The sequence below is a fragment of the Pseudomonas sp. QC2 genome, assembly GCF_002859085.1.
Lineage (GTDB): Bacteria > Pseudomonadota > Gammaproteobacteria > Pseudomonadales > Pseudomonadaceae > Aquipseudomonas > Aquipseudomonas petroselini.
On sequence record NZ_PKKS01000017.1, the window covers coordinates 46,225 to 70,475 of the forward strand.

17 protein-coding genes are annotated in these 24,251 nt (G+C 62.1%); 13 read left to right on the forward strand and 4 right to left on the reverse strand.

Annotated features, from left to right (window positions below):
• The first annotated feature begins 130 nt into the window (after nt 1-130).
• The gene (locus QCBJ_RS14820; protein WP_010213693.1) at nt 131-967 is read left to right on the forward strand and encodes a 23S rRNA (adenine(2030)-N(6))-methyltransferase RlmJ; all 837 of its coding nucleotides are present in this window, start codon (nt 131-133) and stop codon (nt 965-967) included.
• A 160-nt stretch (nt 968-1,127) separates the two neighbouring features.
• Here QCBJ_RS14820 and msrA read toward each other — a convergent pair whose 3' ends face one another.
• The 4 genes from msrA to aceE form a co-directional block, all read right to left on the reverse strand.
• Nucleotides 1,128-1,775 carry a peptide-methionine (S)-S-oxide reductase MsrA gene (gene msrA / locus QCBJ_RS14825; protein ID WP_102061114.1) on the reverse strand — a complete coding sequence of 216 codons (648 nt, stop codon included), beginning with the start codon at nt 1,773-1,775 and terminating at the stop codon, nt 1,128-1,130.
• 73 nt (nt 1,776-1,848) lie between these two features.
• Nucleotides 1,849-4,533: a bifunctional diguanylate cyclase/phosphodiesterase gene (locus QCBJ_RS14830; protein WP_012721858.1), complete on the reverse strand. Its 2,685-nt coding sequence runs from the start codon at nt 4,531-4,533 to the stop codon at nt 1,849-1,851.
• A 315-nt stretch (nt 4,534-4,848) separates the two neighbouring features.
• Entirely contained in the window at nt 4,849-6,498 is a 1,650-nt protein-coding gene (aceF, locus tag QCBJ_RS14835; RefSeq protein WP_102061115.1) for a dihydrolipoyllysine-residue acetyltransferase, read from the reverse strand.
• An 11-nt stretch (nt 6,499-6,509) separates the two neighbouring features.
• Entirely contained in the window at nt 6,510-9,155 is a 2,646-nt protein-coding gene (aceE, locus tag QCBJ_RS14840) for a pyruvate dehydrogenase (acetyl-transferring), homodimeric type (RefSeq protein WP_012721860.1), read from the reverse strand.
• 383 nt (nt 9,156-9,538) lie between these two features.
• Between aceE and glnE the strand changes: the two genes are divergently transcribed.
• The 12 genes from glnE to QCBJ_RS14900 all read left to right on the forward strand — a co-directional run bounded on the left by glnE (nt 9,539) and on the right by QCBJ_RS14900 (nt 24,247).
• Nucleotides 9,539-12,478, forward strand: coding sequence for a bifunctional [glutamate--ammonia ligase]-adenylyl-L-tyrosine phosphorylase/[glutamate--ammonia-ligase] adenylyltransferase (gene glnE / locus QCBJ_RS14845; RefSeq protein WP_102061116.1), 2,940 nt, complete (start codon nt 9,539-9,541; stop codon nt 12,476-12,478).
• Between the two features lie 54 nt (nt 12,479-12,532).
• Nucleotides 12,533-13,567, forward strand: a complete 1,035-nt coding sequence (waaF, locus tag QCBJ_RS14850; RefSeq protein ID WP_102061117.1) for a lipopolysaccharide heptosyltransferase II — start codon at nt 12,533-12,535, stop codon at nt 13,565-13,567.
• Nucleotide 13,568: 1 nt separating this feature from the next.
• Nucleotides 13,569-14,630, forward strand: a complete 1,062-nt coding sequence (gene waaC / locus QCBJ_RS14855; protein ID WP_046033896.1) for a lipopolysaccharide heptosyltransferase I — start codon at nt 13,569-13,571, stop codon at nt 14,628-14,630.
• Nucleotides 14,630-15,754: a glycosyltransferase family 4 protein gene (locus QCBJ_RS14860; protein WP_102061118.1), complete on the forward strand. Its 1,125-nt coding sequence runs from the start codon at nt 14,630-14,632 to the stop codon at nt 15,752-15,754. Before waaC ends, QCBJ_RS14860 begins: the two co-directional genes overlap by 1 nt.
• Complete coding sequence (rfaP, locus tag QCBJ_RS14865; protein WP_012721865.1) at nt 15,751-16,557, forward strand: lipopolysaccharide core heptose(I) kinase RfaP; 807 nt, start codon at nt 15,751-15,753, stop codon at nt 16,555-16,557. The genes QCBJ_RS14860 and rfaP overlap by 4 nt, the downstream gene beginning before the upstream one ends.
• The gene (locus tag QCBJ_RS14870) at nt 16,557-17,291 is read left to right on the forward strand and encodes a lipopolysaccharide kinase InaA family protein (RefSeq protein ID WP_012721866.1); all 735 of its coding nucleotides are present in this window, start codon (nt 16,557-16,559) and stop codon (nt 17,289-17,291) included. The genes rfaP and QCBJ_RS14870 overlap by 1 nt, the downstream gene beginning before the upstream one ends.
• Nucleotides 17,288-18,040: a lipopolysaccharide kinase InaA family protein gene (locus tag QCBJ_RS14875; protein WP_102061119.1), complete on the forward strand. Its 753-nt coding sequence runs from the start codon at nt 17,288-17,290 to the stop codon at nt 18,038-18,040. The genes QCBJ_RS14870 and QCBJ_RS14875 overlap by 4 nt, the downstream gene beginning before the upstream one ends.
• Entirely contained in the window at nt 18,040-19,491 is a 1,452-nt protein-coding gene (locus QCBJ_RS14880; protein ID WP_102061120.1) for a lipopolysaccharide kinase InaA family protein, read from the forward strand. The genes QCBJ_RS14875 and QCBJ_RS14880 overlap by 1 nt, the downstream gene beginning before the upstream one ends.
• A gap of 386 nt (nt 19,492-19,877) precedes the next feature.
• Nucleotides 19,878-20,858 (forward strand): sugar ABC transporter substrate-binding protein, encoded by a 981-nt coding sequence (locus tag QCBJ_RS14885; RefSeq protein WP_093542852.1) that lies wholly within the window; start codon nt 19,878-19,880, stop codon nt 20,856-20,858.
• Complete coding sequence (locus QCBJ_RS14890) at nt 20,858-22,381, forward strand: sugar ABC transporter ATP-binding protein (RefSeq protein ID WP_102061121.1); 1,524 nt, start codon at nt 20,858-20,860, stop codon at nt 22,379-22,381. Before QCBJ_RS14885 ends, QCBJ_RS14890 begins: the two co-directional genes overlap by 1 nt.
• Nucleotides 22,374-23,324, forward strand: a complete 951-nt coding sequence (locus QCBJ_RS14895; protein WP_102061122.1) for an ABC transporter permease — start codon at nt 22,374-22,376, stop codon at nt 23,322-23,324. Before QCBJ_RS14890 ends, QCBJ_RS14895 begins: the two co-directional genes overlap by 8 nt.
• Nucleotides 23,321-24,247 carry an ABC transporter permease gene (locus tag QCBJ_RS14900; RefSeq protein WP_012721870.1) on the forward strand — a complete coding sequence of 309 codons (927 nt, stop codon included), beginning with the start codon at nt 23,321-23,323 and terminating at the stop codon, nt 24,245-24,247. Before QCBJ_RS14895 ends, QCBJ_RS14900 begins: the two co-directional genes overlap by 4 nt.
• The last annotated feature ends 4 nt before the right edge of the window (nt 24,248-24,251 follow it).

The window sequence follows — 24,251 nt, forward strand, 5'->3', positions numbered from 1 at the left end:
CGCCCCGGCGCCGGCATTTAGATTTTTTTCAGTCGCAAGCCTGCCTTTTCGACATAAGCACCGCCCGGCACGCCGCCCTGCACTTGAGCCCGCGTAAAAGGTAAACTTCGCCCCCTGCGCAGGAGCAACCATGAATTATCGTCACGCCTTTCACGCCGGCAACCATGCCGATGTCTTCAAACACCTGACCTTGACCCGTCTCATCGCCCTGATGTCGCGCAAGGAGCAGCCGTTCGCCTACCTCGACACCCACGCCGGCATTGGCCTGTACGACCTGCAGGGCGACCAGGCCAACCGCACCGGTGAGTACCTGGAAGGCATCGCCCGCCTGTGGGGCGAAAGCGACCTGCCGCCGCTGACCGCCGACTACATGCGCGTGCTGCATGAGATGAACCCGGATGGCGAGTTGCGCTACTACCCCGGTTCGCCGGAGCTGGCGCGACGCCTGACGCGGCCCCAGGACCGAGTGCTGCTCAATGAAAAGCACCCGGAAGACGGCGTGCTGCTCAAGGACAACATGAAGGGTGATCGCCGCGTCAAAGTGCACCTGGGCGAAGGCTGGCATGTGCCGCGTGCCTTGCTGCCGGTGCCGGAAAAGCGCGCGTTGATGCTGATCGATCCGCCGTTCGAGAAGCTCGACGAAATGCAACGCTGCGCCGCATCCCTCAAGGAAGCCGTGGGCCGCATGCGCCAGACCGTCGCGGCCATCTGGTACCCGGTCAAGGACCAGCGCATGCTGCGCCGTTTCTACCAGGACCTGGCCGGTACCGGTGCACCAAAGTTGTTGCGTGTGGAATTGCTGGTGCACCCGCTGGACACCCCCAACACCCTGACCGGCTCGGGCCTGGCGATCGCCAACCCGCCGTGGGGTCTGGAAGAGGAACTGCGTGAGCTGCTGCCGTGGTTGTCCAAGAAGCTTGGCCAGACCCAGGGTGGGTGGCAAATGGATTGGCTGATCGCTGAATAACTGTAGTGAGCGGGCTTGCCCCGCGCTGGGCTGCGTAGCAGCCCCAAAACCTCACACTGCGGTTTGCCTGAAACATCTCAGTGGATTTATTGGGGCTGCTTCGCAGCCCAGCGCGGGGCAAGCCCGCTCACTACACGACCCTGTTCGTCTGGGTATAGCGTCAGATTGGGCAGGTCACGCCCGTGCCGCCGATCCCGCAATAGCCCTGCGGATTCTTCGCCAGGTACTGCTGGTGATACGTTTCGGCGAAGTACACCGTCGGCGCCTCTTCGATCTCTGTGGTAATCACACCCAGGCCGGCCTTGGTCAATTCACCTTGATAAGCCTCGGCACTGGCCTGCGCCGCCGCCAGTTGCTCCGGCGTGGTCGCATAGATCACTGAACGGTACTGGCTGCCGATGTCGTTGCCTTGGCGCATGCCCTGGGTCGGGTTGTGCAGTTCCCAGAACATTTTCAGCAGGTCTTCGTATTTCACCTTGGCCTGGTCATACACCACCAGCACCACTTCGCTGTGGCCGGTCAGGCCCGAGCACACTTCTTCATAGGTCGGGTTCGGCGTATAGCCGCCGGCGTAACCGACCACGGTGCTGACCACGCCGTCGCGTTGCCAGAACTTGCGCTCGGCGCCCCAGAAACAACCCAGGCCGAAGATTGCAAAGCCGACGTCATCGATGAACGGGCCCAGCAGCGGGTTGCCGTTGACGAAGTGCGTCTCTGGCAGCGCCATTGGGGTTTCACGACCAGGCAGAGCTTGTTCTTGAGTAGGCAGCACGTTTTTGTTCACCAGAATTTCCGAGCGCAAGACCATGATCAGTCCTCTCGTCAGGTTGAGTTAGCAGTAAAGATTCAGACCGCCAGTGTGCCCGAGTGTTACGACGCTGTCAGGCGATTGGCCCGCGCGGGTAACGTTTGAGCATCGCCAGCAGCTCTGCGCCGGGGATTGGCCGGTCGAACAGGTAACCCTGGCCCACGTCGCAACGATGCCGGCGCAGGAACGCGAGTTGCTCGGCGGTCTCGATGCCTTCGGCCACGACCTTGAGCTTGAGGTTGTGGGCCATGGCGATCACGGCGGAGGTGATTTCCATGTCGTCCTGGTTATCCGGGATTTCGTGGATGAAGCTGCGATCGATCTTGATGATATCGATGGGGAATTTTTTCAAGTAGCTCAGCGACGAGTAACCGGTGCCGAAGTCGTCCATGGCCAGGGTCAGGCCGAAGCTTTTCAGCTGGTCGAGTTGCAGGCGCGTGTCTTCTGTGGCCTCCAGCAGCAAGCCTTCGGTCAGTTCCAGCTCCAGCAGGTTGGCCGGCAGCCGTTCTTCCTTGAGGATCGTGGCAATCGAGGCCACCAGGTCCGGGTCGGAGAACTGCTTGGGTGACAGGTTGATCGCCACCTGCAGGTTGCCCATGCCTGCGGCGGTCAACTGCCGGCTCATGCGGCAAGCCTGGCGCGCAATCCATTTGCCGATGGGGATGATCAGCCCAGTCTCTTCCGCCACGCTGATGAATTGGTCGGGGCGGATCATGCCCTTTTCCGGATGGTTCCAGCGTAACAGTGCTTCCATGCCCAGCAGGCGGCCGCTGCGCAGGCACAGCTTGGGCTGGTAGAACACGTCCAATTCGTTCTGGGTGAGGGCGCGGCGCAGGTTGTTCTCGACGAACAGCTTGTAGCTGGCCTCGGCGTTCAGCGCTTCGGTAAACACCTGTACCTGGTGTTTGCCGTTGGCCTTGGCCTTGTGCAGGGCCAGGCCGGCGTTGCGCATCAGGGTCTGCGGGTCGCGGCCATGCAGCGGCGCACAGGCCAGGCCCACGGAGCCAGTGACGCTGATCAATTGGTTGTCGACGAACATCGGTTTGTCGAGGGTCGCCAGCAGCTGGCTGGCCACCAGCTGGCCGGTCTCCAGGTCGGTATCGTCGAGCAACACCGCAAACTCGTTACTGGCAAAGCGCGCCAGGCTGCCGCCGGTACTCAGGCTGTTGCGCAAACGGCGGGCGAGGCTGATCAAGAGTTTGTCGCCGGTCTGGTGGCCGAGGCTGTCGTTGATGCGCTTGAAGTTGTCGATGTCCACCAGCAACAGGCTGATCGGGCTGTCGCTGTCACGTGCAAAGCGTTCATCGAGGTTGCGGATGAACGCCGGGCGGTTGCCCAGGTTGGTCAGGTTGTCGGTGTAGGCCAGGCGCTCGATGCGCTGCTGGGCCAGCTTGGTTTGGGTGATGTCTTCGTAGATGCCGATGTAATGCGTCAGCTCTCGGTTGTCGCCGTACACCTTGGAAATCGACAACTGGCCCCAGTAGGGTTCGAGGTTCTTGCGCCGGCTCTTGAATTCACCCTGCCAGCTGTTGCTCTTGGCGAGGCTCGACGGTGCGTCGAAAAGCAATTCGCTGAGGTTCTCCAGTGCCGGCAATTGCGCCAGGCGGTGGCCGTGGACTTCTTCGGCGCTGTACTGGGTGATCGCGGTGAAGCTCGGGTTGACGTACTCCACCACGCCGTCGCAGTTGACCAGCAGAAAGGCGTTGGCACTTTGCTCCACGGCGCGCTGGAACAGGTGCAGGGCGCTGGTGGCGGTGCGGCGGTTGTGGTTGTTGATGACTTGCGCGAACTGGTCCGCCAGCTCGCCGGCAAAGGCAATTTCATCGGCCTGCCAGGCGCGCGTGCAGCCGCTTTGTTCCAGGCACAGCACGCCGACTACCTGGCCATCGACGCGGATGCTCGCGTCGAGCATGGCGTGAATGTCTTTGTTCTCGGCCATTTCCCGGGTACGCGGATCGCGTAAGGCGTTGGTGGCGTCAATGGCGCGGCTGGTGTGCAGGGCTTCGAGGTAATCCGGGAAGCAGCTTGCGTCAATGGATTCGGGCAGGTGGTGCTGCTGGTCGTCGCGGTGGTAGGCCGAGATGGGCACCAGGCGTTGGCCTTCGAGGTTCCAGATGCTGGCGCAGTCGATCCGGTAGATGTCACAGGCGCTGCGGGTGATCAGCTCCGCCGCTTCTTGCAACGAGTTATGGGTGGTGTAGCGCTGTCGGGCCAGCAGCAGGATCAACTCCTGTTGGGCGCGGACTCGCTCCAGATGCTGCAGCTGTTCCTGTTGGGCGCGCTGGTTGAGCTCCAGGGCGATCTGCAGGCGACTGTTCTGGTTTTCCAGGTCTGCCGTGGGAACGGCAGTGGGGATTTCACTGAACAGGCCATCGACCACCATCAGGTAGCCGCGCAGCAGATGGCGATTGTGTTGTTTGTAGGCTTCGCCCATTTCCAGCAGGCTCAGTGGGCCGTCGCTGGTGTGAAGGGTGTAGCGCACCAGATAGTGAGGGCTCAGGGCCAGTTGCTGCTGGATGGTGTCGTGCAATTCGTAGCGCGCCTGGGGCTCCATCAGGCTGGCATATGGCGTACCGATCAGGGCGCAAAGCTCGACGGCTGACAGGCCGAATTGGCGTTCGCAATTGGGGTCGAGGTAAAGAAGGGCCCAGCTTGCCTCATTAAGCCGCTCGAAACGCAGCATACCGAGGCGCGAAGGCACCGGTAACTGCGTCACTACCTCGGCCGCCATTCGGGCGACATCGGGCTGGCTTTTCATGGGGAGACTCACTTGAAATAACGCACTTGGCGCCGGGCTCACGCCCTCTTTTCGGTTGCCTGCGGCAAGGTTGCATCATGCGGCGCGGGCTGACAAGAGAGGATGAAGGCTAAGTGCTATAAGGGGGTTATCGGCCGCGTGAGGGGTTTCTTCAATCGGAGCGATGGAAGGTGTACAAACCTGTTTGTATTGTCCAAATTCAGGCGCGGAACGCAGGCAAAAAAAGCCCCGCCAAGTGGCGGGGTTGAGGTACGAGCGTGGCGCTCGAAAATCGTTGCCGACAGGCCTCCTCGGTGCGGAGGAGGCCGCTGCGGCTTACAGCAGGATAGTGCGGATGTCGTTCAGCAGTTGGCTCAGGCGCTGCGTGAAGCGTGCAGCTGCGGCGCCGTTGATCACGCGGTGATCGTAGGACAACGACAGTGGCAGCATCAGCTTCGGTTGGAACGCTTTACCGTCCCACACTGGCTGGATAGTGGCCTTGGACACACCCAGGATCGCCACTTCCGGCGCGTTGACGATTGGCGTGAAGCCAGTGCCGCCAATGTGACCGAGGCTGGAGATGGTGAAGCATGCGCCCTGCATATCGTCTGCGGTGAGCTTCTTGTCGCGGGCCTTGGCAGCCAGCGCAGCAGCCTCAGCGGCAAGCTGCAGCAGGCTCTTCTGGTCGACGTTCTTGATGACCGGTACCAGCAGGCCTTCCGGGGTGTCGACCGCAAAGCCGATGTGTACGTATTTCTTGCGAATGATCGCCTTGCCGCTTGGCGCCAGCGAACTGTTGAAGTCCGGCAGTTCCTTGAGCAGGTGCGCACACGCCTTGAGCAGCAGTGGCAGCACGGTCAGTTTCACGCCGGCCTTCTCGGCCACGGCTTTCTGCGCAACGCGGAAAGCTTCCAGGTCGGTGATGTCGGCCTGGTCGAACTGAGTCACGTGCGGGATGTTCAGCCAGCTCGCGTGCAGGCTCGACGCGCCGATTTGCATCAGGCGGGTCATCGGCACTTCTTCGGTTTCGCCGAAGCGGCTGAAGTCCACGGTGCGGATTGGCGGAATGCCCGAACCACCGGTAGCGCCACTGGCAGCCGGCGCTTCCTTGGCTTTTTGCATCATGGATTTGACGTAGACCTGCACGTCTTCCTTCAGCACGCGGCCGTGAGGGCCGGTTGCCGACACAGCATTCAGCTCAACGCCGAATTCACGGGCCAATTGACGCACGGCAGGACCGGCGTGAACCTTGGCACCACTTGGCGCAGGCGCGGCAGCAGCAGGGGCCGGAGCGGCCTCAGCTTTTGCAGCAGGCGCAGGGGCGGCAGCAGCCGGAGCAGCTTCAGCCTTGGCAGCCGGAGCGGCGGCCGGTGCTGGAGCGGCTGCAGGCGCAGCGCCTTGTACTTTCAGCTTGAGGATGAAGTCACCGGTGCCGACTTCGTCTTCCAGCTTGACCGCGATGCTTTCCACCACGCCGGCGGCCGGCGAAGGGATTTCCATGGAGGCCTTGTCGGACTCCAGGGTGATCAGCGACTGGTCGGCTTCGACGGTGTCGCCGACCTTGACCAGCAGCTCGATGATCTTGGCCTTGCCCGACGAGCCGATGTCCGGGACGTGGATGTCCTGAACGCTGGCGGCGGCAGGTTCTGCAGCCGCAGGGGCTGCAGGGGCCTCGGCAGCAGCAGGTTTTTCAGCAGCCGGCGCGGGTGTGGCAGCGGCAGCAGGCGCCGCCGCAGGCGCTGCATCAGCAGCCCCTTCGATTTCCAGTTCCAGCAGTTCGTCGCCTTCTTTCAGGCGGTCGCCCAGCTTCACTTTCAGGCTCTTGACCACGCCGGCCTTGGGAGCAGGGATTTCCATGCTCGCCTTGTCCGACTCCAGGGTCAGGATGCTCTGGTCGGCTTCGACGGTGTCGCCGACCTTCACAAACAGCTCGATTACTTCACCTTCACCGCTGCCGATGTCAGGTACGCGAATGAGTTCGCTCACAAAAAGTCTCCTCAGCAGTCCAGTGGGTTGCGTTTTTCCGGGTTGATCCCGAACTTGACGATAGCGTCAGCCACCACCTTAGGTTCGATCTCACCACGGTCAGCCAAGGCTTCCAGGGCTGCCAACACCACGAAGTGACGGTCAACTTCGAAGAAGTGACGCAGCTTCTTGCGGCTGTCACTGCGGCCGAAACCGTCGGTGCCCAGGACTTTGAATTCCTTGGACGGGACCCACTGGCGAATTTGTTCAGCAAACAGCTTCATGTAGTCGGTGGACGCGATGACCGGACCTTTACGGCCGTTCAGGCATTCTTCGACATAGCTCAGTTGTGGCTTCTGGCCTGGGTGCAGGCGGTTGTTGCGCTCTACGGCCAGGCCGTCGCGACGCAGTTCGTTGAAGCTGGTAACGCTCCACACGTCAGCGCCGACGTTGAACTCGTCACGCAGGATCTTCGCCGCTTCACGCACTTCACGCAGGATGGTGCCGGAGCCCATCAGCTGTACGTGGTGCGCTGCTTCCTTGGTGTCTTCTTCGAGCAGGTACATGCCCTTGATGATGCCTTCCTCGACACCGGCCGGCATGGCTGGCTGCTGGTAGGACTCGTTCATCACGGTGATGTAGTAGAAAACGTCCTGCTGCTCTTCGGTCATCTTCTTCATGCCGTCCTGGATGATCACCGCCAGCTCGTAGCCGTAGGTTGGATCAAAGGTGCGGCAGTTCGGGATGGTGGCAGCCAGGATGTGGCTGTGACCGTCTTCGTGTTGCAGGCCTTCGCCGTTCAGCGTGGTACGGCCGGCGGTGCCGCCGATCAGGAAGCCACGGGTACGGCTGTCGCCTGCTGCCCACGCCAGGTCGCCGATACGCTGGAAGCCGAACATCGAGTAGAAGATGTAGAACGGCAGCATCGGTTGGTTGTGGCTGGAGTACGAAGTACCGGCAGCGATGAAGGAGCTCATGGCGCCCGCTTCGTTGATGCCTTCTTCGAGGATCTGGCCCTTCTTGTCTTCCTTGTAGAACATCACTTGGTCTTTATCGACTGGCTCGTAGAGCTGGCCGACGGAGGAGTAGATGCCCAACTGACGGAACATGCCTTCCATACCGAAGGTACGGGCTTCGTCCGGGATGATCGGCACGATGCGCGAACCGATTTCCTTGTCCTTGACCAGCTGCGCGAGGATCCGCACGAAGGCCATGGTGGTGGAGATTTCACGGTCGCCCGAGCCGTCCAGGATAGCCTTGAGGGTATCGAGTGGCGGTGTAGGAATGTCGAAGGACTTGGCGCGGCGCTGTGGCACGAAACCGCCCAGTGCGGCACGACGCTCGCTCAGGTAACGGGCTTCGGCGCTGTTCGGCTCCGGCTTGAAGAACGGCAGGTTTTCCAGCTCTTCGTCCTTGACCGGGATGTCGAAGCGGTCGCGGAACAACTTCAGGCTGTCGACGTCGACTTTCTTGGTGTTGTGCGCTGTGTTCTTCGCTTCGCCGGCACCGGTGCCATAACCCTTGATGGTCTTGGCCAGGATGACGGTGGGTTGTTCTTTGTGGTTGACCGCTTCGTGGTACGCCGCGTAGACCTTGTACGGGTCGTGGCCGCCACGGTTGAGCTTCCAGATCTCGTCGTCGGACAGGTCGGCAACCATCGCCTTGAGCTCAGGCGTGTTGAAGAAGTGTTCACGTACGAACGCGCCGTCTTTGGCCTTGTAGTTCTGGTACTCGCCGTCGATGACTTCGTCCATGCGACGTTGCAGGATACCGTCGACGTCCTTGGCCAGCAGTGGGTCCCAGAAACGGCCCCAGATGACTTTGGTCACGTTCCACTGAGCACCGCGGAACACGCCTTCGAGTTCCTGGATGATCTTGCCGTTGCCGCGAACCGGGCCGTCGAGGCGCTGCAGGTTGCAGTTGATGACGAAGATCAGGTTGTCGAGCTTCTCGCGGCCGGCCAGGGAGATAGCGCCCAGGGATTCCGGCTCGTCGCACTCGCCGTCGCCCAGGAAGCACCAGACTTTCTGCTTGCCTTCAGGGATGAAGCCACGGGCTTCCAGGTACTTCATGAAACGTGCCTGATAGATCGCTTGAATTGGACCCAGACCCATGGAAACGGTCGGGAACTGCCAGAAATCAGGCATCAGCCAAGGGTGCGGGTACGACGACAGGCCGTTACCGTCCACTTCCTGGCGGAAGTTGTTCATGTGTTCTTCGGTGATGCGGCCTTCCATGAACGCACGGGCGTAGACGCCTGGGGAGGTGTGGCCCTGGAAGTAGATCAGGTCGCCGCCGTGTTCGTCGGTCGGGGCCTGGAAGAAGTAGTTGAAGCCGATGTCATACAGGGTTGCGCTGGAAGCGAAGCTGGAGATGTGACCGCCCAGGTCCGAATCTTTCAAGTTCGTGCGCATTACCATCGCCATGGCGTTCCAACGTACCAGCGAGCGAATGCGGCGTTCCATGAACAGGTCGCCAGGCATGCGTGCTTCGTGGGTAACGGGGATGGTGTTGCGGTATGGCGTAGTGATGGCGTAAGGCAGTTGCGAGCCGCTGCGGGTCGCGAGTTCGCCCATACGGGTCATCAGGTAGTGAGCACGGTCTTCGCCTTCTTTGTCGAGAACCGATTCCAGGGCGTCCAGCCATTCCTGGGTTTCGACGGGATCGAGGTCTTGCATGGCTTGCTCCAGGGCGGAAAGGCTACCAGAATCGGTTGCCTGAAGTTTGCGACTGGCCTTGTGGGCAGACGACATAAATTCTTGGATGGCCGAAGGTTGCTTCGGCGTCCTGTAGTTTTACTACAAATCGTCGGCCATTTCAGCCTTTCGAATGTATATACGAGTAGTAAAACTACACAAGACTGAGCGTATGGCTCGGTCTGGCTGGTGAGCATAATCGTTATTGTTGATCTTTTGCGAACAAGAAAAGGTAGAAGTTTAATGTTCCCTGCCAACAACTATGAATTTTCAGCTATTTATAACCTTTGTTCGACAGTCCTTCATGTAGCGCCGGTATCACGTCCACAGCAACAAGCCATTTACGCGCCGATCAAGGATAGACCATGAGCCTGCCAACACTGGCCGAACTGCCGGCCATTCTCTTGCCAAAAGCCCAGCGGGCCGAGCAGTCATTTCGTGACGCCGTGGCCGCGCTGGACGACGATCATGGACTTTCTGCGTGGACGCCGCAACGGTGGGCCGACTTCACCCGCGTGTGCGCCGCCAGTGATTTCGTGATTGAACAGAGTGTTCGTGACCCTTTGATGTTGCTCGAGCTGGTGGCCTGGGGCGAGTTGGACCGTGGTTTCGCGCCCGGCGAGCTGTGTGGGCAGATTGCTGGCGCCGTGCAACAAGCAGAAACAGAAGACCAACTGGGCCGTGTCCTGCGTCGCCAGCGCACGCGCCAGCAGGTGCGCATCATCTGGCGCGACCTGACCCGCCAGGCCGACTTGGTGCAAACCTGCCGTGACCTCTCCGACATGGCCGATGCAAGCATCGACCAGGCTTACCAGTGGCTGTACATGCGCCATTGCGTACAGTTCGGCACGCCTACCGGGCGGCGCAGCGGCGAGCCGCAGCACATGGTGATCCTCGGCATGGGCAAGCTCGGTGCGGTGGAGCTGAACCTCTCGTCGGATATCGACCTGATCTTCGCCTACCCTGAGGGCGGCGAAACCGTCGGCGTCAAACGCGCCCTGGACAACCAGGAATTTTTTATCCGCCTTGGTCAAAAATTGATCAGGGCCCTTGACCCGATGACCGTCGACGGCTTCGTATTCCGCGTCGATATGCGCCTGCGTCCTTATGGTTCGGCGGGCGCGCTGGTGCTCAGCTTCAACGCGCTGGAACAGTATTACCAGGACCAGGGGCGTGACTGGGAACGCTACGCCATGATCAAGGCGCGCGTGGTTGCCGGCGACCAAGTGGCCGGTGCGCAACTGCTCGACATGCTGCGGCCCTTCGTTTACCGCCGCTACCTGGACTTTTCCGCCATCGAAGCGCTGCGCACCATGAAGCAGTTGATCCAGCAGGAAGTGCGGCGCAAAGGCATGGCCGACAATATCAAGCTGGGCTCGGGCGGCATCCGCGAAGTGGAATTTATCGCCCAGGCATTCCAACTGATCCATGGCGGCCGCGACCTCAGCCTGCAACAGCGGCCGCTGCTCAAGGTGCTCGGCACGCTGGAGGGCCAGGGTTACTTGCCACCGGCGGTGATTGCCGAGTTGCGCAATGGCTATGAATTCCTGCGTTACACCGAACATGCCATCCAGGCGATCGCCGACCGCCAGACGCAAATGCTCCCGGACGACCCGGAAGATCAGGCGCGCATTGCCTTTATGCTGGGGTTCGCCGACTGGGCCGCGTTTCATGAGCGCCTGATGTACTGGCGCGGGCGGGTGGACTGGCACTTCCGCCAAGTCATTGCCGATCCAGACGAAGAAGAGGGTGAAGAGAGCGAACTGGTCGTGGGCGGTGAGTGGTTGCCGCTGTGGGAAGAATCCCAAGACGACGAAGCTGCGTGCCGCCAATTGGCCGAAGGCGGTTTCAGCGATGCGACCAAGGCCCTCAAAGCGCTGACCGGCCTGCGCAACAGCCCGCAATTGCGTGCCATGCAGCGCCTGGGCCGCGAGCGCCTGGATGCATTTATCCCGCGCCTGCTCGCCCAGGCCGTCGAACATGCCAACCCGGACCTGGTGTTGGAGCGCGTGTTGCCGCTGGTGGAAGCTGTCGCCCGGCGCTCCGCCTATCTGGTACTGCTCACGGAAAACCCCGACGCCCTGCGTCGCCTGTTGACCCTGTGCGCCGCCAGCCCGTGGATCGCCGAGCAGATCACGCGCTTCCCGCTGCTGCTCGACGAATTGCTCAACGAAGGCCGCCTGTTCAAGCCACCGTTGGCGCCGGAGTTGGCCGCCGAGCTGCGCGAGCGGCTCACGCGTATCCCCGAAGATGACCTTGAGCAACAGATGGAAGCCCTGCGTCACTTCAAGTTGGCACACCGCCTGCGCGTGGCCGCGTCGGAAATAGCCGGCAGCCTGCCACTGATGAAAGTCAGTGACTATCTCACCTGGCTCGCCGAGGCCATCCTCGAGCAAGTGCTGGCCCTGGCCTGGCGCCAGACCGTTGCGCGCCACGGCTCGCCGCAGCGGTTGGACGGCACGCTGTGCGATCCTGGGTTCATCATTGTCGGTTATGGGAAAGTCGGCGGGATCGAACTGGGGCATGGTTCGGACCTGGACCTGGTGTTTATCCATGACGGCGACCCGCAGGCTGAAACCGATGGCGCCAAGCCGATCGACGGTGCGCAGTTTTTCACGCGCCTGGGCCAGCGCATCATTCACCTGCTGACCACCCAGACCAACTCGGGCCAGCTGTATGAAGTGGACATGCGCCTGCGACCTTCCGGCGCGTCCGGGCTGTTGGTCAGTTCATTGGGCGCATTTGATCGTTATCAACAAAATGAAGCCTGGACCTGGGAACATCAGGCCCTGATCCGCGCGCGGGTGCTGGTCGGCAGCCAGGACGTGGGCCAGGCGTTCGAGCAGGTGCGGGCTAAAGTATTGGGGCGCGAAAGGGACTTGGCGAAGCTGCGCCAGGAGGTCAGCGAGATGCGCGCGAAAATGCGTGACAACCTGGGCACCAAGGCCACGACGGCCGGCACCGGCGCCAACGCCTTTGAAGCCACGGCGGCGTTCGACCTCAAGCAGGACGCCGGAGGTATCGTCGATATTGAATTTATGGTGCAATACGCGGCTTTGGCGTGGTCTGCGCAACATCCATCGTTGCTGCGCTACACCGACAATATCCGCATTCTGGAAGGCTTGGAGCAGGTGGGTTTGATGCCCGCCGCCGATGCCCATTTGCTGCGTGAGGTGTATAAGGCCTACCGTTCCGCTGCACACCGCCAGGCCTTGCAGAACGAGGCCGGTACGGTGGCCGGGGATCAGTTCGCCGACGAACGGCGCCAAGTGATGCGAATCTGGCAGGCGCTGGGGTTGAGCTGAAACACTATTAGGGCGGGGAGGCATAAGCCTCCCCGCATCGTTTGTGGAAACTACATGAATATTCTGATCGTTGGGCCCAGTTGGGTCGGTGACATGGTGATGGCGCAGACACTGTTCCAGTGTTTGCGTATGCGCTACCCGGACTGCCAGATCGACGTGCTCGCCCCCGAGTGGAGCCGGCCGATCCTCGAGCGCATGCCCGAGGTGCGCAAGGCCTTGAGCTTTCCGCTCGGCCACGGTGCCCTGGAACTGGCGACCCGCCGTCGCATCGGTAAATCCCTGGCGGGGCAATACGACCAGGCAATCCTGCTGCCCAACTCGCTCAAATCGGCGCTGGTGCCGTATTTTGCCGGCATCCCCAAACGCACCGGCTGGCGTGGCGAGTTTCGCTACGTGCTGCTCAATGATGTGCGCACGCTGGACAAAGCCCGCTACCCGCTGATGATCGAACGCTTCATGGCCCTGGCGTACGAGCCGGGTGCCGAGTTGCCCAAGCCGTACCCGCGCCCCAGCCTTCAAATTGACCCGCAGAGCCGCGACGCGGCCCTGGCCAAGTTCGGCCTGGCACTTGATCGTCCGGTCCTGGCGCTGTGCCCTGGCGCCGAGTTTGGCGAGTCCAAGCGCTGGCCGTCGGAGCACTACGCCAAGGTCGCCGAGGCCAAGATCCGCGAAGGCTGGCAGGTGTGGCTGTTTGGTTCGAAGAAGGACCACCCGGTGGGTGAAGACATTCGCCAGCGCCTGATCCCCGGTCTGCGCGAAGAAGCGGTGAACCTCAGCGGCGACACGTCCCTGGCCGAGGCCATCGACTTGTTGTCCTGCGCCGATTCGGTGGTGTCCAACGACTCCGGGCTGATGCACGTGGCTGCCGCGCTGAACCGCCCGCTGGTGGCGGTATACGGTTCCACCTCGCCGGGGTTCACCCCGCCATTGGCCGACCAGGTCGAAGTGGTACGCCTGGGCCTGGATTGCAGCCCGTGTTTTGATCGCACCTGCCGTTTCGGCCACTACAACTGCATGCGCCAGTTGCTGCCGCAGCCGGTGAACGAGGCCTTGCAGCGGTTGCAGGGCTCTGCGGTCGAGGTCCGATAGTTTGCGCGTACTGGTAATCAAGACCTCATCCCTGGGCGACGTGATCCATGCCTTGCCGGCACTGACCGATGCCGCGCGGGCGATCCCCGGCATTCAATTCGACTGGGTGGTGGAAGAAGGCTTCGCCGAGATTCCCACCTGGCATCCGGCGGTCGACAAGGTGATCCCGGTGGCGATCCGCCGCTGGCGCAAAAACCTCTGGCAGACCCTTAAAAGTGGCGAATGGCGGCGTTTCAAACAACGCATCCAGTCGACCAAATACGACTTGGTGATCGACGCCCAGGGCCTGCTCAAAAGCGCCTGGCTGACCCGCTATGTGCGAGCACCGGTGGCGGGTTTCGACAAGCACTCGGCCCGCGAGCCCATCGCCGCGCGCTTCTATTCCCGGCGCCTGGCCGTGGCCCGTGGGCAACACGCAGTGGAGCGCCTGCGCCAGTTGTTTGCCGTCGCCCTCGGCTACGACTTGCCCAAAGGCCTGGGCGACTATGGCCTGAGCGTCGACAAACTGCTCGGCCTGCCGCCGAAAAAACCGTTCGTGCTGCTGCTGCACGGCACCACCTGGGACACCAAGCATTGGCCCGAAGCCTATTGGCGTGAGCTGGCCGAACGCATGGGGCGACTGGGCGTGGACGTGAAGTTGCCGTGGGGCAACGCTGATGAAAAGGCCCGCGCCGAGCGTCTGGCCCAAGGCCTGCAAAACGCTGAAGTACTGCCCAAATTGAACCTGGCCGGTGTCGCCCGTGTATTGGCCGGCGCTCGTGCTTGTGTGGCTGTGGACACCGGTCTCGGTCACCTCGCTGCCGCGCTGGATGTGCCGACCATTTCCCTGTTCGGCCCTACCAACCCCGGGCTCACTGGCGCCTACGGCAAGGGCCAGATTCATCTGGCGAGTGACTTCCCCTGCGCACCGTGCCTGCAAAAACACTGTACCTACCAACCGACGGCCGACGACCTGCGTCGGTTCGACCTCAAGCGCGAGTCGCCCCTGTGCTTCACGCGCCTGAACCCTGAGCGTGTGGCCAGCCGACTGAGCACGTTGTTATTGGCTGAGGAGCTGCACTGATGCAACTGGCTTTTGTTCTGTACAAATACTTCCCCTTCGGTGGCCTGCAGCGTGACTTCATGCGCATCGCCCTGGAGTGCCAGCAGCGCGGCCATCAGATTCGTGTGTACACGCTGATCTGGGAAGGCGACATCCCGCCCGGCTTCGAAGTGCTGGTGGCGCCGGTCAAGGCGTTCTTCAACCATCGGCGCAATGAAAAACTCAGCGCCTGGATGGAAGCCGACCTGGCCAAACGCCCGGTTGATCGTTTGATTGGCTTCAACAAAATGCCCGGCCTGGATGTGTACTACGCTGCCGACGGCTGCTTTGAAGACAAGGCGCAAAACCTGCGCCACTCGCTCTACCGCTATTTTGGTCGCTACAAGCACTTCGCCGAGTACGAGCGTGCGGTGTTCGCCAAGAACGCCAAGACGGAGGTCTTGATGATTTCCGAAGTGCAACAGCCGCTGTTCATCAAGCATTACGACACGCCGCTGGAACGCTTCCACCTGCTGCCGCCGGGCATTGCCCAGGACCGCCGTGCGCCGCCGAATGCCGCCGAGATTCGCGAGGGTTTCCGCCAGGAATTCAACCTCGGCGACGACGACCTGCTGCTGGTGCAAATCGGCTCGGGCTTCAAGACCAAAGGCGTCGACCGCAGCCTCAAGGCCGTGGCCGCGCTGCCGTCTGAGCTGAAAAAACGCACGCGCCTGTTTGTAATCGGCCAGGACGACCCCAAAGTATTCCAACTGCAAAGCGCGACGCTGGGGCTGGGGGACAACGTGCAGTTCCTCAAGGGCCGCAGCGATATCCCGCGTTTCCTGCTGGGCGCCGACCTGTTGATCCACCCGGCGTACAACGAAAACACCGGTACTGTATTGCTCGAAGCCCTGGTAGCCGGGTTGCCGGTGCTGGTCTCTGCCGTGTGTGGGTATGCCCACTACATTGCCGAAGCCGACAGCGGCCTGGTGCTGGACGAGCCGTTCGAGCAGAACCAGCTCAACCAGTACCTGACGCACATGCTCACCGACACTGCACAGCGCGCGGCCTGGAGCCGCAATGGGTTGGCCTTTGCCGAGACGGCCGACCTCTACAGCATGCCGCAGCACGCTGCGGATGTGATTCTGGCGGAGCCAAAACGATGAAATTGATTCTTGCCGAACCGTTCAAGACGTTGTGGGCCGGGCTTGATGCCTTTGCCGAAGTCGAGAAACTGCAAGGCCAGGTCTTCCGTGAGTTGGCGGCGCGTCGCACGTTGCGCACCGAGGTCGCTGGCCGCCCGTATTTTGTGAAAATCCACCGCGGCATTGGTTGGGCGGAAATCTTCAAGAACCTGATCACCGCCAAGTTGCCGGTACTGGGTGCCGGCCTGGAGTGGGACGCCATCCACCGCTTGCAGGCGCTTGGCGTACCGACCATGACCGGCGTGGCCTTCGGCGAAAAAGGCAGCAACCCGGCAGACCAGCACTCGTTCATCATCACCGAAGAGCTGGCGCCGACCATCAGCCTCGAAGACGTGACCCTTAACTGGGTCGCCGAACCGCCAACACCTGCGTTGCGCCACGCCCTCACGGCCGAGTTGGCGCGCATGGTCGGCGACATGCACCGGGGTGGCGTCAATCACCGCGATTGCTACCTGTGCCACTTCTTGCTGGACACCTCCAGCCCCATCGACGCGAACAACATCAAGCTGTCGGTGATCGACCTGCACCGCGCCCAACTGCGTGCCCATCTGCCGTTGCGCTGGCGCGACAAGGACCTGTCCGCGCTGTACTACTCGGCGCTGGAGATCGGCCTGACCCGTCGCGACAAACTGCGCTTCCTCAAGGGTTACTTTCGCCAGCCATTGCGCCAGATCCTGGCCGAGCAATCGGCATCGTTGAGCCTGATGCAGCGCAAGGCCGACAAGCTGTATGCGCGCAAGCAACGTTATGGGGACGCGATCTGATGGCGGGTTGGAACCTGGAACCTGCTTACGCCACCCTGGCGGATGATTTTGGAAGCCTCGAAGCGGTATTCGCCCTGCAAGGCGAGCGGCTGACCCGCGACCCGTTGTCGGAAGTGATCCGCGTGGAGCGCGGCGGGATCAATTACTACGTCAAGCGCTACACCGGCGCCGGCAAGGGCCTGCGGCGTTACCTGGGCAAGCCGCGGGTCAAGTCCGAATGGCAGAACCTCAAGCGTTTCGCCAAGTGGGGCATTCCCACCGCTGACGTCGTGGCCTGGGGGCTGGAGCGTAAGGGCCTGGCCTACGAACGCGGCGCGATGATCACGCGCGAGTTGCCGAAAACCGAAGACCTTTCGGTATTGGCCGAGCGTAACGATGCACGCCTGCGCGACCCCAAGTGGGTCGACGCGGTGAGCCGCCAGCTCGCCGAATACACGCGCACCATGCACGATCACCGCTTTACCCATAACGACTTGAAGTGGCGCAACCTGCTGATCGACGACCAGTCCACGCTGTACCTGATCGATTGCCCCAACGGCGATTTCTGGCGCGGGTTCTGGCTCAAGTACCGTATCACTAAAGACCTGGCCTGCCTGGACAAGGTGGCCAAGTATCACCTGTCCGCCACCCAGCGCCTGCGCTTCTACCTGCAGTACCGTCAGAGCCGGCACCTGAGTGCGTCGGACAAACGGCGTATTCGCCACGTGGTGAAGTTTTTCGAGGGACGCGAATGAGTGATTTCCTGGCGGCTGAAGACCGTGCGCTGATGGAGCGCAACGGCCTGGCGACGTTCGACGCCTTGTGGGCCAAGCAGCTGGAGGCGGTGGACGAGCCCAATACCAGCCGTGGCGGCTGGAGCAGTGTGTTTCGCCTGGAGCTCGACGGCCACGGCTACTACCTCAAGCGCCAGAGCAACTACCTGACGCGCAGCCTGCACCGTCCGTTTGGCGAGCCGAGTTTTTCCCGCGAATTTCGCAATATCAGCCGTTACCGCACCCTTGGCATTCCAGCGTTGCAGGCGGCGTTCTACGGGGAGCGCAAGGTCGCTGGCGAGCACCGCGCGATGCTGCTGACCCGCGCGCTCGACGGTTGGAATGACCTGGATTCCTTGCTGGAGCAGTGGTCGCAACTGAGCGACGCCCAGCACTGTGCAATCCTGCTGGCCTGCGGCCAACTGGCACGCCGGCTGCACAGCGTCGGCCAGGTGCACGGCTGTTTTTACCCCAAGCATATTTTCCTGCAGGCGACCGGTGACGGTTATGCCGCGCAATTGATCGACCTGGAGAAAACCCGCCCGTTGCTGTTTGGCTGGCGTGACCGGGTCAAGGACCTCGAGCCGCTGTTGCGCCGGGCGCCGCAGTGGTCGGACGCGCAGGTGCGTCAGCTGTTGGCCGCTTACCTCGATCAGCCTGAGGACAGTGCACTGGTCGGCAGTTGGCTGCAGCGCCTGACGGCCCGACGTAGCCACAAGGAGAACCGTTGATGCGCCTGTCCGAGCTGAAAAGCGCCGGCCGCACCCCGAGCCTGCCCCTTACCCTGGACCTGGCGGATGCCGCAGGCCCTGGCCAACTGCAACTGCTCAGCCTGCTGCGCGTGTTGCCGGGCGAGCGGTATGTCGGCGCAGCGGTATGGCGCGGGCGTCCGGTACTGGCCAAGTTATTGGTGGGCAGCAAGGCCGCGCGGCACTTCCAGCGTGAACTCAGCGGCGTGCGTTTGCTGGCCGAGCAAGGCCTGACCACGCCATTGTTGTTGGCCGATGGCTTGCAGGAAGGCGAGGGTGGCTGGCTGCTGTTCGAATTCATCGAGGGCGCCGAGAGCTTGGCAGATGCCTGGCACGCCGTCGAAGCGTTGCCGCCGTTGGCTGACGAACAAACCGCCGTGCTGGCTGAAGCGCTGGGTGCGATTGCGCAGATGCACACCAAAGGGCTGTGGCAGGAAGACCTGCACCTGGACAACCTGCTGCGCCAGAACGGCAAGCTGTATTTGATCGACGGTGCCGGGATTCGCGTCGAAGAGGCTGGCAAGCCGCTGTCGCGCAACCGCGTGCTGGAAAACCTCGGGGTGTTTTTCGCTCAGTTGCCAAAAAACCTTGAGCCGTTTACCGAAGAACTGCTGGTGTACTACCTGCTGAGCAACGGCGAGCACGCCCTGCCGCTGGAAGCCCTGGAGAAACAGGTGCGCAAAGTCAGCGCCTGGCGCCTCAAGGACTTTTTGAACAAGACCGGCCGCGAATGCACGCTGTTCAGCGTGGTGCGTGGCGCCTTTGCTTTGCGCGCGATTCGTCGTGAAGAAGCGCCGGCGATGTTGCCGGTGCTTGAGCAGGCCGATGCGCTGCTGGACCAAGGCCATTTGTATAAAACCGGCGGCGCCGCCAGCGTCGCCAAAGTCGAAGTTGCTGGCCGGCCGCTGGTGATCAAGCGCTACAACATCAAGGGTTTTGCCCATTGGCTCAAACGTTTCTGGCGCCCGAGTCGAGCCTGGCATTCCTGGCGCGAAGGCAACCGCCTGGCGTTCCTCGGTATTGCCACGCCAAAGCCGCTGGCCGTGCTGGAGAAGCGCTTTTTCTGGCTGCGCAGCCGCGCGTACCTGATCACCGAATACCTGCCGGGCCCGGACATCATCGAACGCTTCGCGCCGTATGTTGAAAGCGGTGAAGCGCCGGAAAACGAACTGCAGGCGCTGGATCACCTGTTCGCCGAACTGATCCGCGAGCGCATCAGCCATGGTGACTTCAAGGGCCACAACCTGTTCTGGGACCAGGACCGCTGGTCGCTGATCGACCTTGATGCGATGTGCCAACACACCTCCGCCGCCAGCTTCGCCCCGGCGTATGCCAAGGACCGTGCGCGGTTCATGCGTAATTGGCCGCAGGACAGTGCGTTGTACCAACTGATTGATCAGCGCTTGCCTAAGCAGATCACCGGACCCCTGTAGGTGCCGCAGCAAGGCTCAAGGGCCTCATCGTCTACCACTGTAGTGAGCGGGCTTGCCCCGCGCTGGGTGGCGAAGCCGCCCTAATAAAACCGCCGCGTTTTTTCAGCAAGACCGAGGTGCTTGGGTTTGGGGCGGCTTCGCCACCCAGCGCGGGGCAAGCCCGCTCACTACAGGATGCTCGTGCTCCTATCAAAAGATGTGTAGGTACCTATGCTCATCGCCTGCAAGTGTTGCGTGAGCAACAGTCGGTGGGCAGTTGTGCCCAAGAACGACAGTCTATTTTCATCCAGGGTTTTTATATCGTTGATTTAATGCGATAAAAATCCTGGCACGGGCTCTGCAATGTCACTGGGTGAACCCTTTCACCGGTGGCTCAGGAGCCCTGTATGCCTTCCAGCCTTTCCTCGTTTTCCCGTTTGATCTGCCTCGGCGCCGCGCTGTTGTTGAGCGGCGCGGCCTATGCCGCAGACGGTGACGACACCGTGCCGTCCCTGGCCGGCAAGCGCATCGCTGTGAGCATGACCGGCACCAGTCACTACTTCGATATCAAGGCATTCCAGGCGCAGGTCGATGAGATCAAGCGCCTGGGCGGCACGCCGATCACCCTTGATGCCGGGCGCAACGACAAGAACCTGGTGACGCAGCTGCAAACCGTGGTCACCCAGAAGCCCGACGCGGTGATCCAGACCCTCGGCACCCTCAGCGTGATCGATCCCTGGCTCAAGCGCATCAGCAAGGCCGGCATTCCGCTGTTCACCATCGACGCGCCGTCGCAATACAGCCTCAACAACACCACCTCCGATAACGTCGCCACCGGCAAGGCGCTGGCCGATCAGTTGATCAAGGACGCCGGCGGCAAGGGCAAGATTCTGGTGTTCAACGGCTTCTACGGTGTGCCGGTGTGTGCGATCCGTTATGACCAGTTGAAGCTGGCACTCAAGGACCACCCGCAGTTGGAGATCATCCAGCCCGAGTTGCGCGATGTGATCCCCAATACCGTGCAGGATGCCTATTCCCAGGTGTCGGCGCTGCTCAACAAGTACCCGGCGGGCAGTGTTTCGGCGATCTGGTCGGCGTGGGACATTCCGCAGTTGGGTGCGAGCAAGGCGTTGATCGATGCCAAGCGTACCGAGATCAAGACCTATGGCGTCGACGGCACCCCCGAAGTGCTCGCGCTGCTCGGCCAGACGAACTCGCCGGTCGGTGCAGTGGTGGCGCAACAACCGGCGCTGATCGGCAAGACCGCCGTGCAGAACGTGGCGCGTTACCTGGCCGGGCAACGTGACTTGCCCAAGGAGACCCATGTGGCCACGTTGCTGACCACCGCCGACAACCTGGCGCAGGTCCAAGCACTGCGGGGTGACTGATGGCGGCGTTGCACCTGCAGAATCTGCACAAACGCTTTGGCGCCACGCTGGCACTGGACGATGCGAGCCTCAAGGTCGAGCGCGGCACCATCCATGGCCTGGTCGGCGAGAACGGCGCAGGCAAGTCGACGTTGATCAAGGTGCTGGCCGGCATCCACAAGGCCGATGCCGGGCAGGTGAGTATCGACGGTCAGTCGTACGCCGCACTGTCACCGCGTCAGGTCGACGCATTGGGTGTGCAGTTCATCCATCAGGAGCGCCTGTTGCCAGCGAGTTTTACCGTGGGCGAGGCGTTGTTTTTCGGCCATGAACTGCGCCGTGGGCCGTTTGTGGATCGGCGTCGACAGCAGCGTGAAGCCGATCGTTTGCTGGCCGAATATTTTGATGTGCAGCTGCCTGCCGGTGCGCTGGTGGGCGAGCTGAACAGCGCCGAGCGCCAGGTGCTGCAAATCACCCGGGCGTTGATTCGCCAGCCCAAGATCCTGGTGTTCGATGAACCCAGCGTCGCGCTGGTCAAGCGCGAGGTCGACCAGTTGCTGCGCATCGTCAAGCGCCTGCGCGACCAAGGCCTGTCGATTCTGTACATCTCCCATTACCTGCAGGAAATCGACAGCCTGTGCGATGAGGTCACGGTGCTGCGCAATGGCCGCGATGTGGCGGTGGTGCAGCCTCGGCATACGTCCAGCGCCGAGATTGCGCGGCTGATGGTCAACCGCGAGGTGCAGGAGATGTACCCCAAGGTGAAGGTCGAGCTGGGCGAGCCGTTGTTGCAAGTGCGCGGGTTGAGCCTGGCGCGGCGCTACCGGCAGATTGACCTTGAAGTGCGCCGCGGTGAAATCGTCGGCCTGACGGGGCTGGTGGGGTCGGGCGCCAAGGCGTTGTTCAAGACCCTGTTTGGCGTCGAGCAGGCTGACAGTGGCAGCGTTCATCTGCACGGGCGGTTGCTGCGCCTGCGCTCGCCAGGCCAAGCGATTGCCGAGGGCATTGCCTTGGTGCCCGAGGAGCGTCGTAGCCAGGGGATTGCGCCGGTTCTGTCGGTGTTGGAAAACCTCACACTGGCGGGGCTGGGCCGGTTCAGCCGCTGGGGCTGGTTGAGTCGCGCCAAAGAGCAGGCGGAAAGCTTGCGGCTGATGGAGGAATTGGCGATCAAGGCGCCGGGTCCGCACGCGGCGGTCAGCCAGCTCAGTGGCGGCAACCAGCAGAAGGTTGCCCTGGGGAAATGGCTGAGCCGTCGCTCGGCCGTGTACCTGCTCGATGAGCCGTGTGTGGGCGTGGATGTCGGCGCCAAAGTCGAGATCTATCGTTTGATCGGGCGCCTGGTGGAGGAGGGGGCGGCGGTGTTGGTGTTGTCGTCGGACTTGCCCGAATTGCTCGGGATCAGCGATCGCATCCTGGTGCTGCATCGCGGTGAGATGGCCGGTGAGTTTCGTGCGGGAGAAGCCGACAGCGACCAGTTGCTGGCGTGTGCCACCGGCGCTGTACCGGCCGCCGCTGCGCCGGTGCGGGAGGTCGAGCATGCTTGAAGCCATACTGCGACGAGGTTCGGTGGGGGTGTTTCTGGCGATTCTAGTGGGGTTTGCCGTGGCGGCGCCGAATTTCTTGTCGGTGGGCAACCTGGCGAATGTGTTCAGCCAGTCGGCGATTCTTGGTGTGCTGGCCTTCGGGTTGACCTGCGTGATCATCGGCGGAGGTTCGAACGTGGTCTCCGGTGGGCTCGACCTGTCGCTGGCGGCCAACCTGGGGTTGTGCGCGGCGGTATTCAGCCGTCTCAACAATGCCGGCCTGGAGCTCTGGCTGACCGTGCTGCTGACCCTGGGCTGCGGCCTGGCGGTCGGCCTGCTCAATGGACTGGCCGTGGTAGTGCTGCGTTTGCCGCCGCTGTTGGCGACGCTGGCGAGCATGAACGTGCTGGCCGGGCTGGAACTGGTGTTGACCGAAAACACCGTGGTGTCCACTGACTCGCCGCTGCTGGATGTGCTCAGTGGCGGCACTGGGTTAGGTGTGCCTGCCTTGGCATGGGTGCTGTTGGTAACGGCGGCGCTGCTGACCTTGCTGATCCAGCATTCGCCCTACGGGCTGCGCCTGCACGCCGTCGGCGAATACCCCCAGGCGGCCGAAGCGGCGGGCATTCGTGTGCCTGGCTATGTGCTGTCGAGTTACCTGCTGTCGGGACTGTCTGCTGCCGTGGCGGCGTTGTGCTCGGCGGCGTTTTTCAGCGGCAGTACCACCGGGTCGGGCGACATGCTGTTGTCGGTGGTGGCGATTGCGTTTCTTGGCGTGGTGTTTTCCCGCCGGCTGGTGGCGAGTATTCCAGGCACGTTGCTGGCGGCGCTGTTGATCGGGTTTCTGATCAATGGCTTTCAACTGCTTAACCTGTCGAACTTCTGGGTCAATGGTGTGCAGGGCGTGTTGATCTTGTTGGTGGTCGCGGCGTCCAGCGCGCTGAACCGGGGAGCGACGACATGAACCTGCGCGCCTGGTTACCGCTGACATTACCCCTGGTGTTCGCGCTGATCGTCGGCGTGTTTGCGTTGCAGGCGCCGGGCTTCCTCAGCGCCGGTAACCTGCAAAGCCTGGTGTTGAACAATTTCGTGTTGCTGGCGATTGTGGCCATCGGCATGACCTACGCCGTGGCGGCCGGCGGCATTGATCTGTCGGTGGGCACGGCGTTGGACTTCGCCAGTTTCAGCTTTGTGGTGCTGCTCAATGGCGGGCATGGCTGGGCGTTTGCCGCGACCGGTGCGTTGCTTGCCGCGCTGCTGGTGGGCCTGGTGAACGCGGGGCTGATCGCCGGGCTGCGGATCAGCCCGTTCCTTGCCACCCTGGGCACATTGTTCATCGGCACCAGCGCCCAGCAATTGCTCTCGGACGGGGGCCAGCCCATCTATATCGTCCAAGGTCTGAAACCTGAACTGACGGGGCTGGCGCCGTTGTCGATCGTGTTGGGGCTGGCGCTGTTCTACGGTGTGGCACTGGCGCGCGGACGCCTGGGGCGGGAGTTGCTCGCACAAGGTACGCAGCCGCTGCTGGCGTATTACTCAGGGTTGTCGGTGCGGCGTATCGTCACCGTCGTGGCCTTGGCCACTGCGTTGGCGTGTGGGGTGGGCGGGGTGCTGCTCAGCTCAACGGTCAGCGCCTATGTGCCGCTGTCCGGCAACGCATTTTTGCTCAACGCGATTGGCGCGGTGTTCATCGGCACAACCCTGAGCCGACAGGGTCGGGCGAATATTCCAGGGACCCTGCTGGGCGTGCTGTTCATCAATGTAATCGCCAACGGCCTGCTGCTGATTGGCTGGAATTTCTACTGGCAGCAGGTGGCGACCGGTGTGCTGATTTTCGGGGTGTTGACCTTCAGCTTTGCCAGTCGGCGCCTGCTTGAGCGCTATTGATCGG

Excerpts from the sequence above, each read along its gene's own strand:
- QCBJ_RS14820 (WP_010213693.1), top strand. The coding sequence starts at position 131 with ATGAATTATCGTCACGCCTTTCACGCCGGCAACCATGCCGATGTCTTC.
- QCBJ_RS14860 (WP_102061118.1), top strand. The coding sequence starts at position 14,630 with ATGCAACTGGCTTTTGTTCTGTACAAATACTTCCCCTTCGGTGGCCTG.
- QCBJ_RS14830 (WP_012721858.1), bottom strand. The coding sequence starts at position 4,533 with ATGAAAAGCCAGCCCGATGTCGCCCGAATGGCGGCCGAGGTAGTGACG.
- msrA (WP_102061114.1), bottom strand. The coding sequence starts at position 1,775 with ATGGTCTTGCGCTCGGAAATTCTGGTGAACAAAAACGTGCTGCCTACT.
- QCBJ_RS14885 (WP_093542852.1), top strand. The coding sequence starts at position 19,878 with ATGCCTTCCAGCCTTTCCTCGTTTTCCCGTTTGATCTGCCTCGGCGCC.
- QCBJ_RS14900 (WP_012721870.1), top strand. The coding sequence starts at position 23,321 with ATGAACCTGCGCGCCTGGTTACCGCTGACATTACCCCTGGTGTTCGCG.
- glnE (WP_102061116.1), top strand. The coding sequence starts at position 9,539 with ATGAGCCTGCCAACACTGGCCGAACTGCCGGCCATTCTCTTGCCAAAA.
- rfaP (WP_012721865.1), top strand. The coding sequence starts at position 15,751 with ATGAAATTGATTCTTGCCGAACCGTTCAAGACGTTGTGGGCCGGGCTT.
- QCBJ_RS14875 (WP_102061119.1), top strand. The coding sequence starts at position 17,288 with ATGAGTGATTTCCTGGCGGCTGAAGACCGTGCGCTGATGGAGCGCAAC.
- QCBJ_RS14890 (WP_102061121.1), top strand. The coding sequence starts at position 20,858 with ATGGCGGCGTTGCACCTGCAGAATCTGCACAAACGCTTTGGCGCCACG.
- waaF (WP_102061117.1), top strand. The coding sequence starts at position 12,533 with ATGAATATTCTGATCGTTGGGCCCAGTTGGGTCGGTGACATGGTGATG.
- QCBJ_RS14880 (WP_102061120.1), top strand. The coding sequence starts at position 18,040 with ATGCGCCTGTCCGAGCTGAAAAGCGCCGGCCGCACCCCGAGCCTGCCC.
- aceE (WP_012721860.1), bottom strand. The coding sequence starts at position 9,155 with ATGCAAGACCTCGATCCCGTCGAAACCCAGGAATGGCTGGACGCCCTG.
- QCBJ_RS14895 (WP_102061122.1), top strand. The coding sequence starts at position 22,374 with ATGCTTGAAGCCATACTGCGACGAGGTTCGGTGGGGGTGTTTCTGGCG.
- QCBJ_RS14870 (WP_012721866.1), top strand. The coding sequence starts at position 16,557 with ATGGCGGGTTGGAACCTGGAACCTGCTTACGCCACCCTGGCGGATGAT.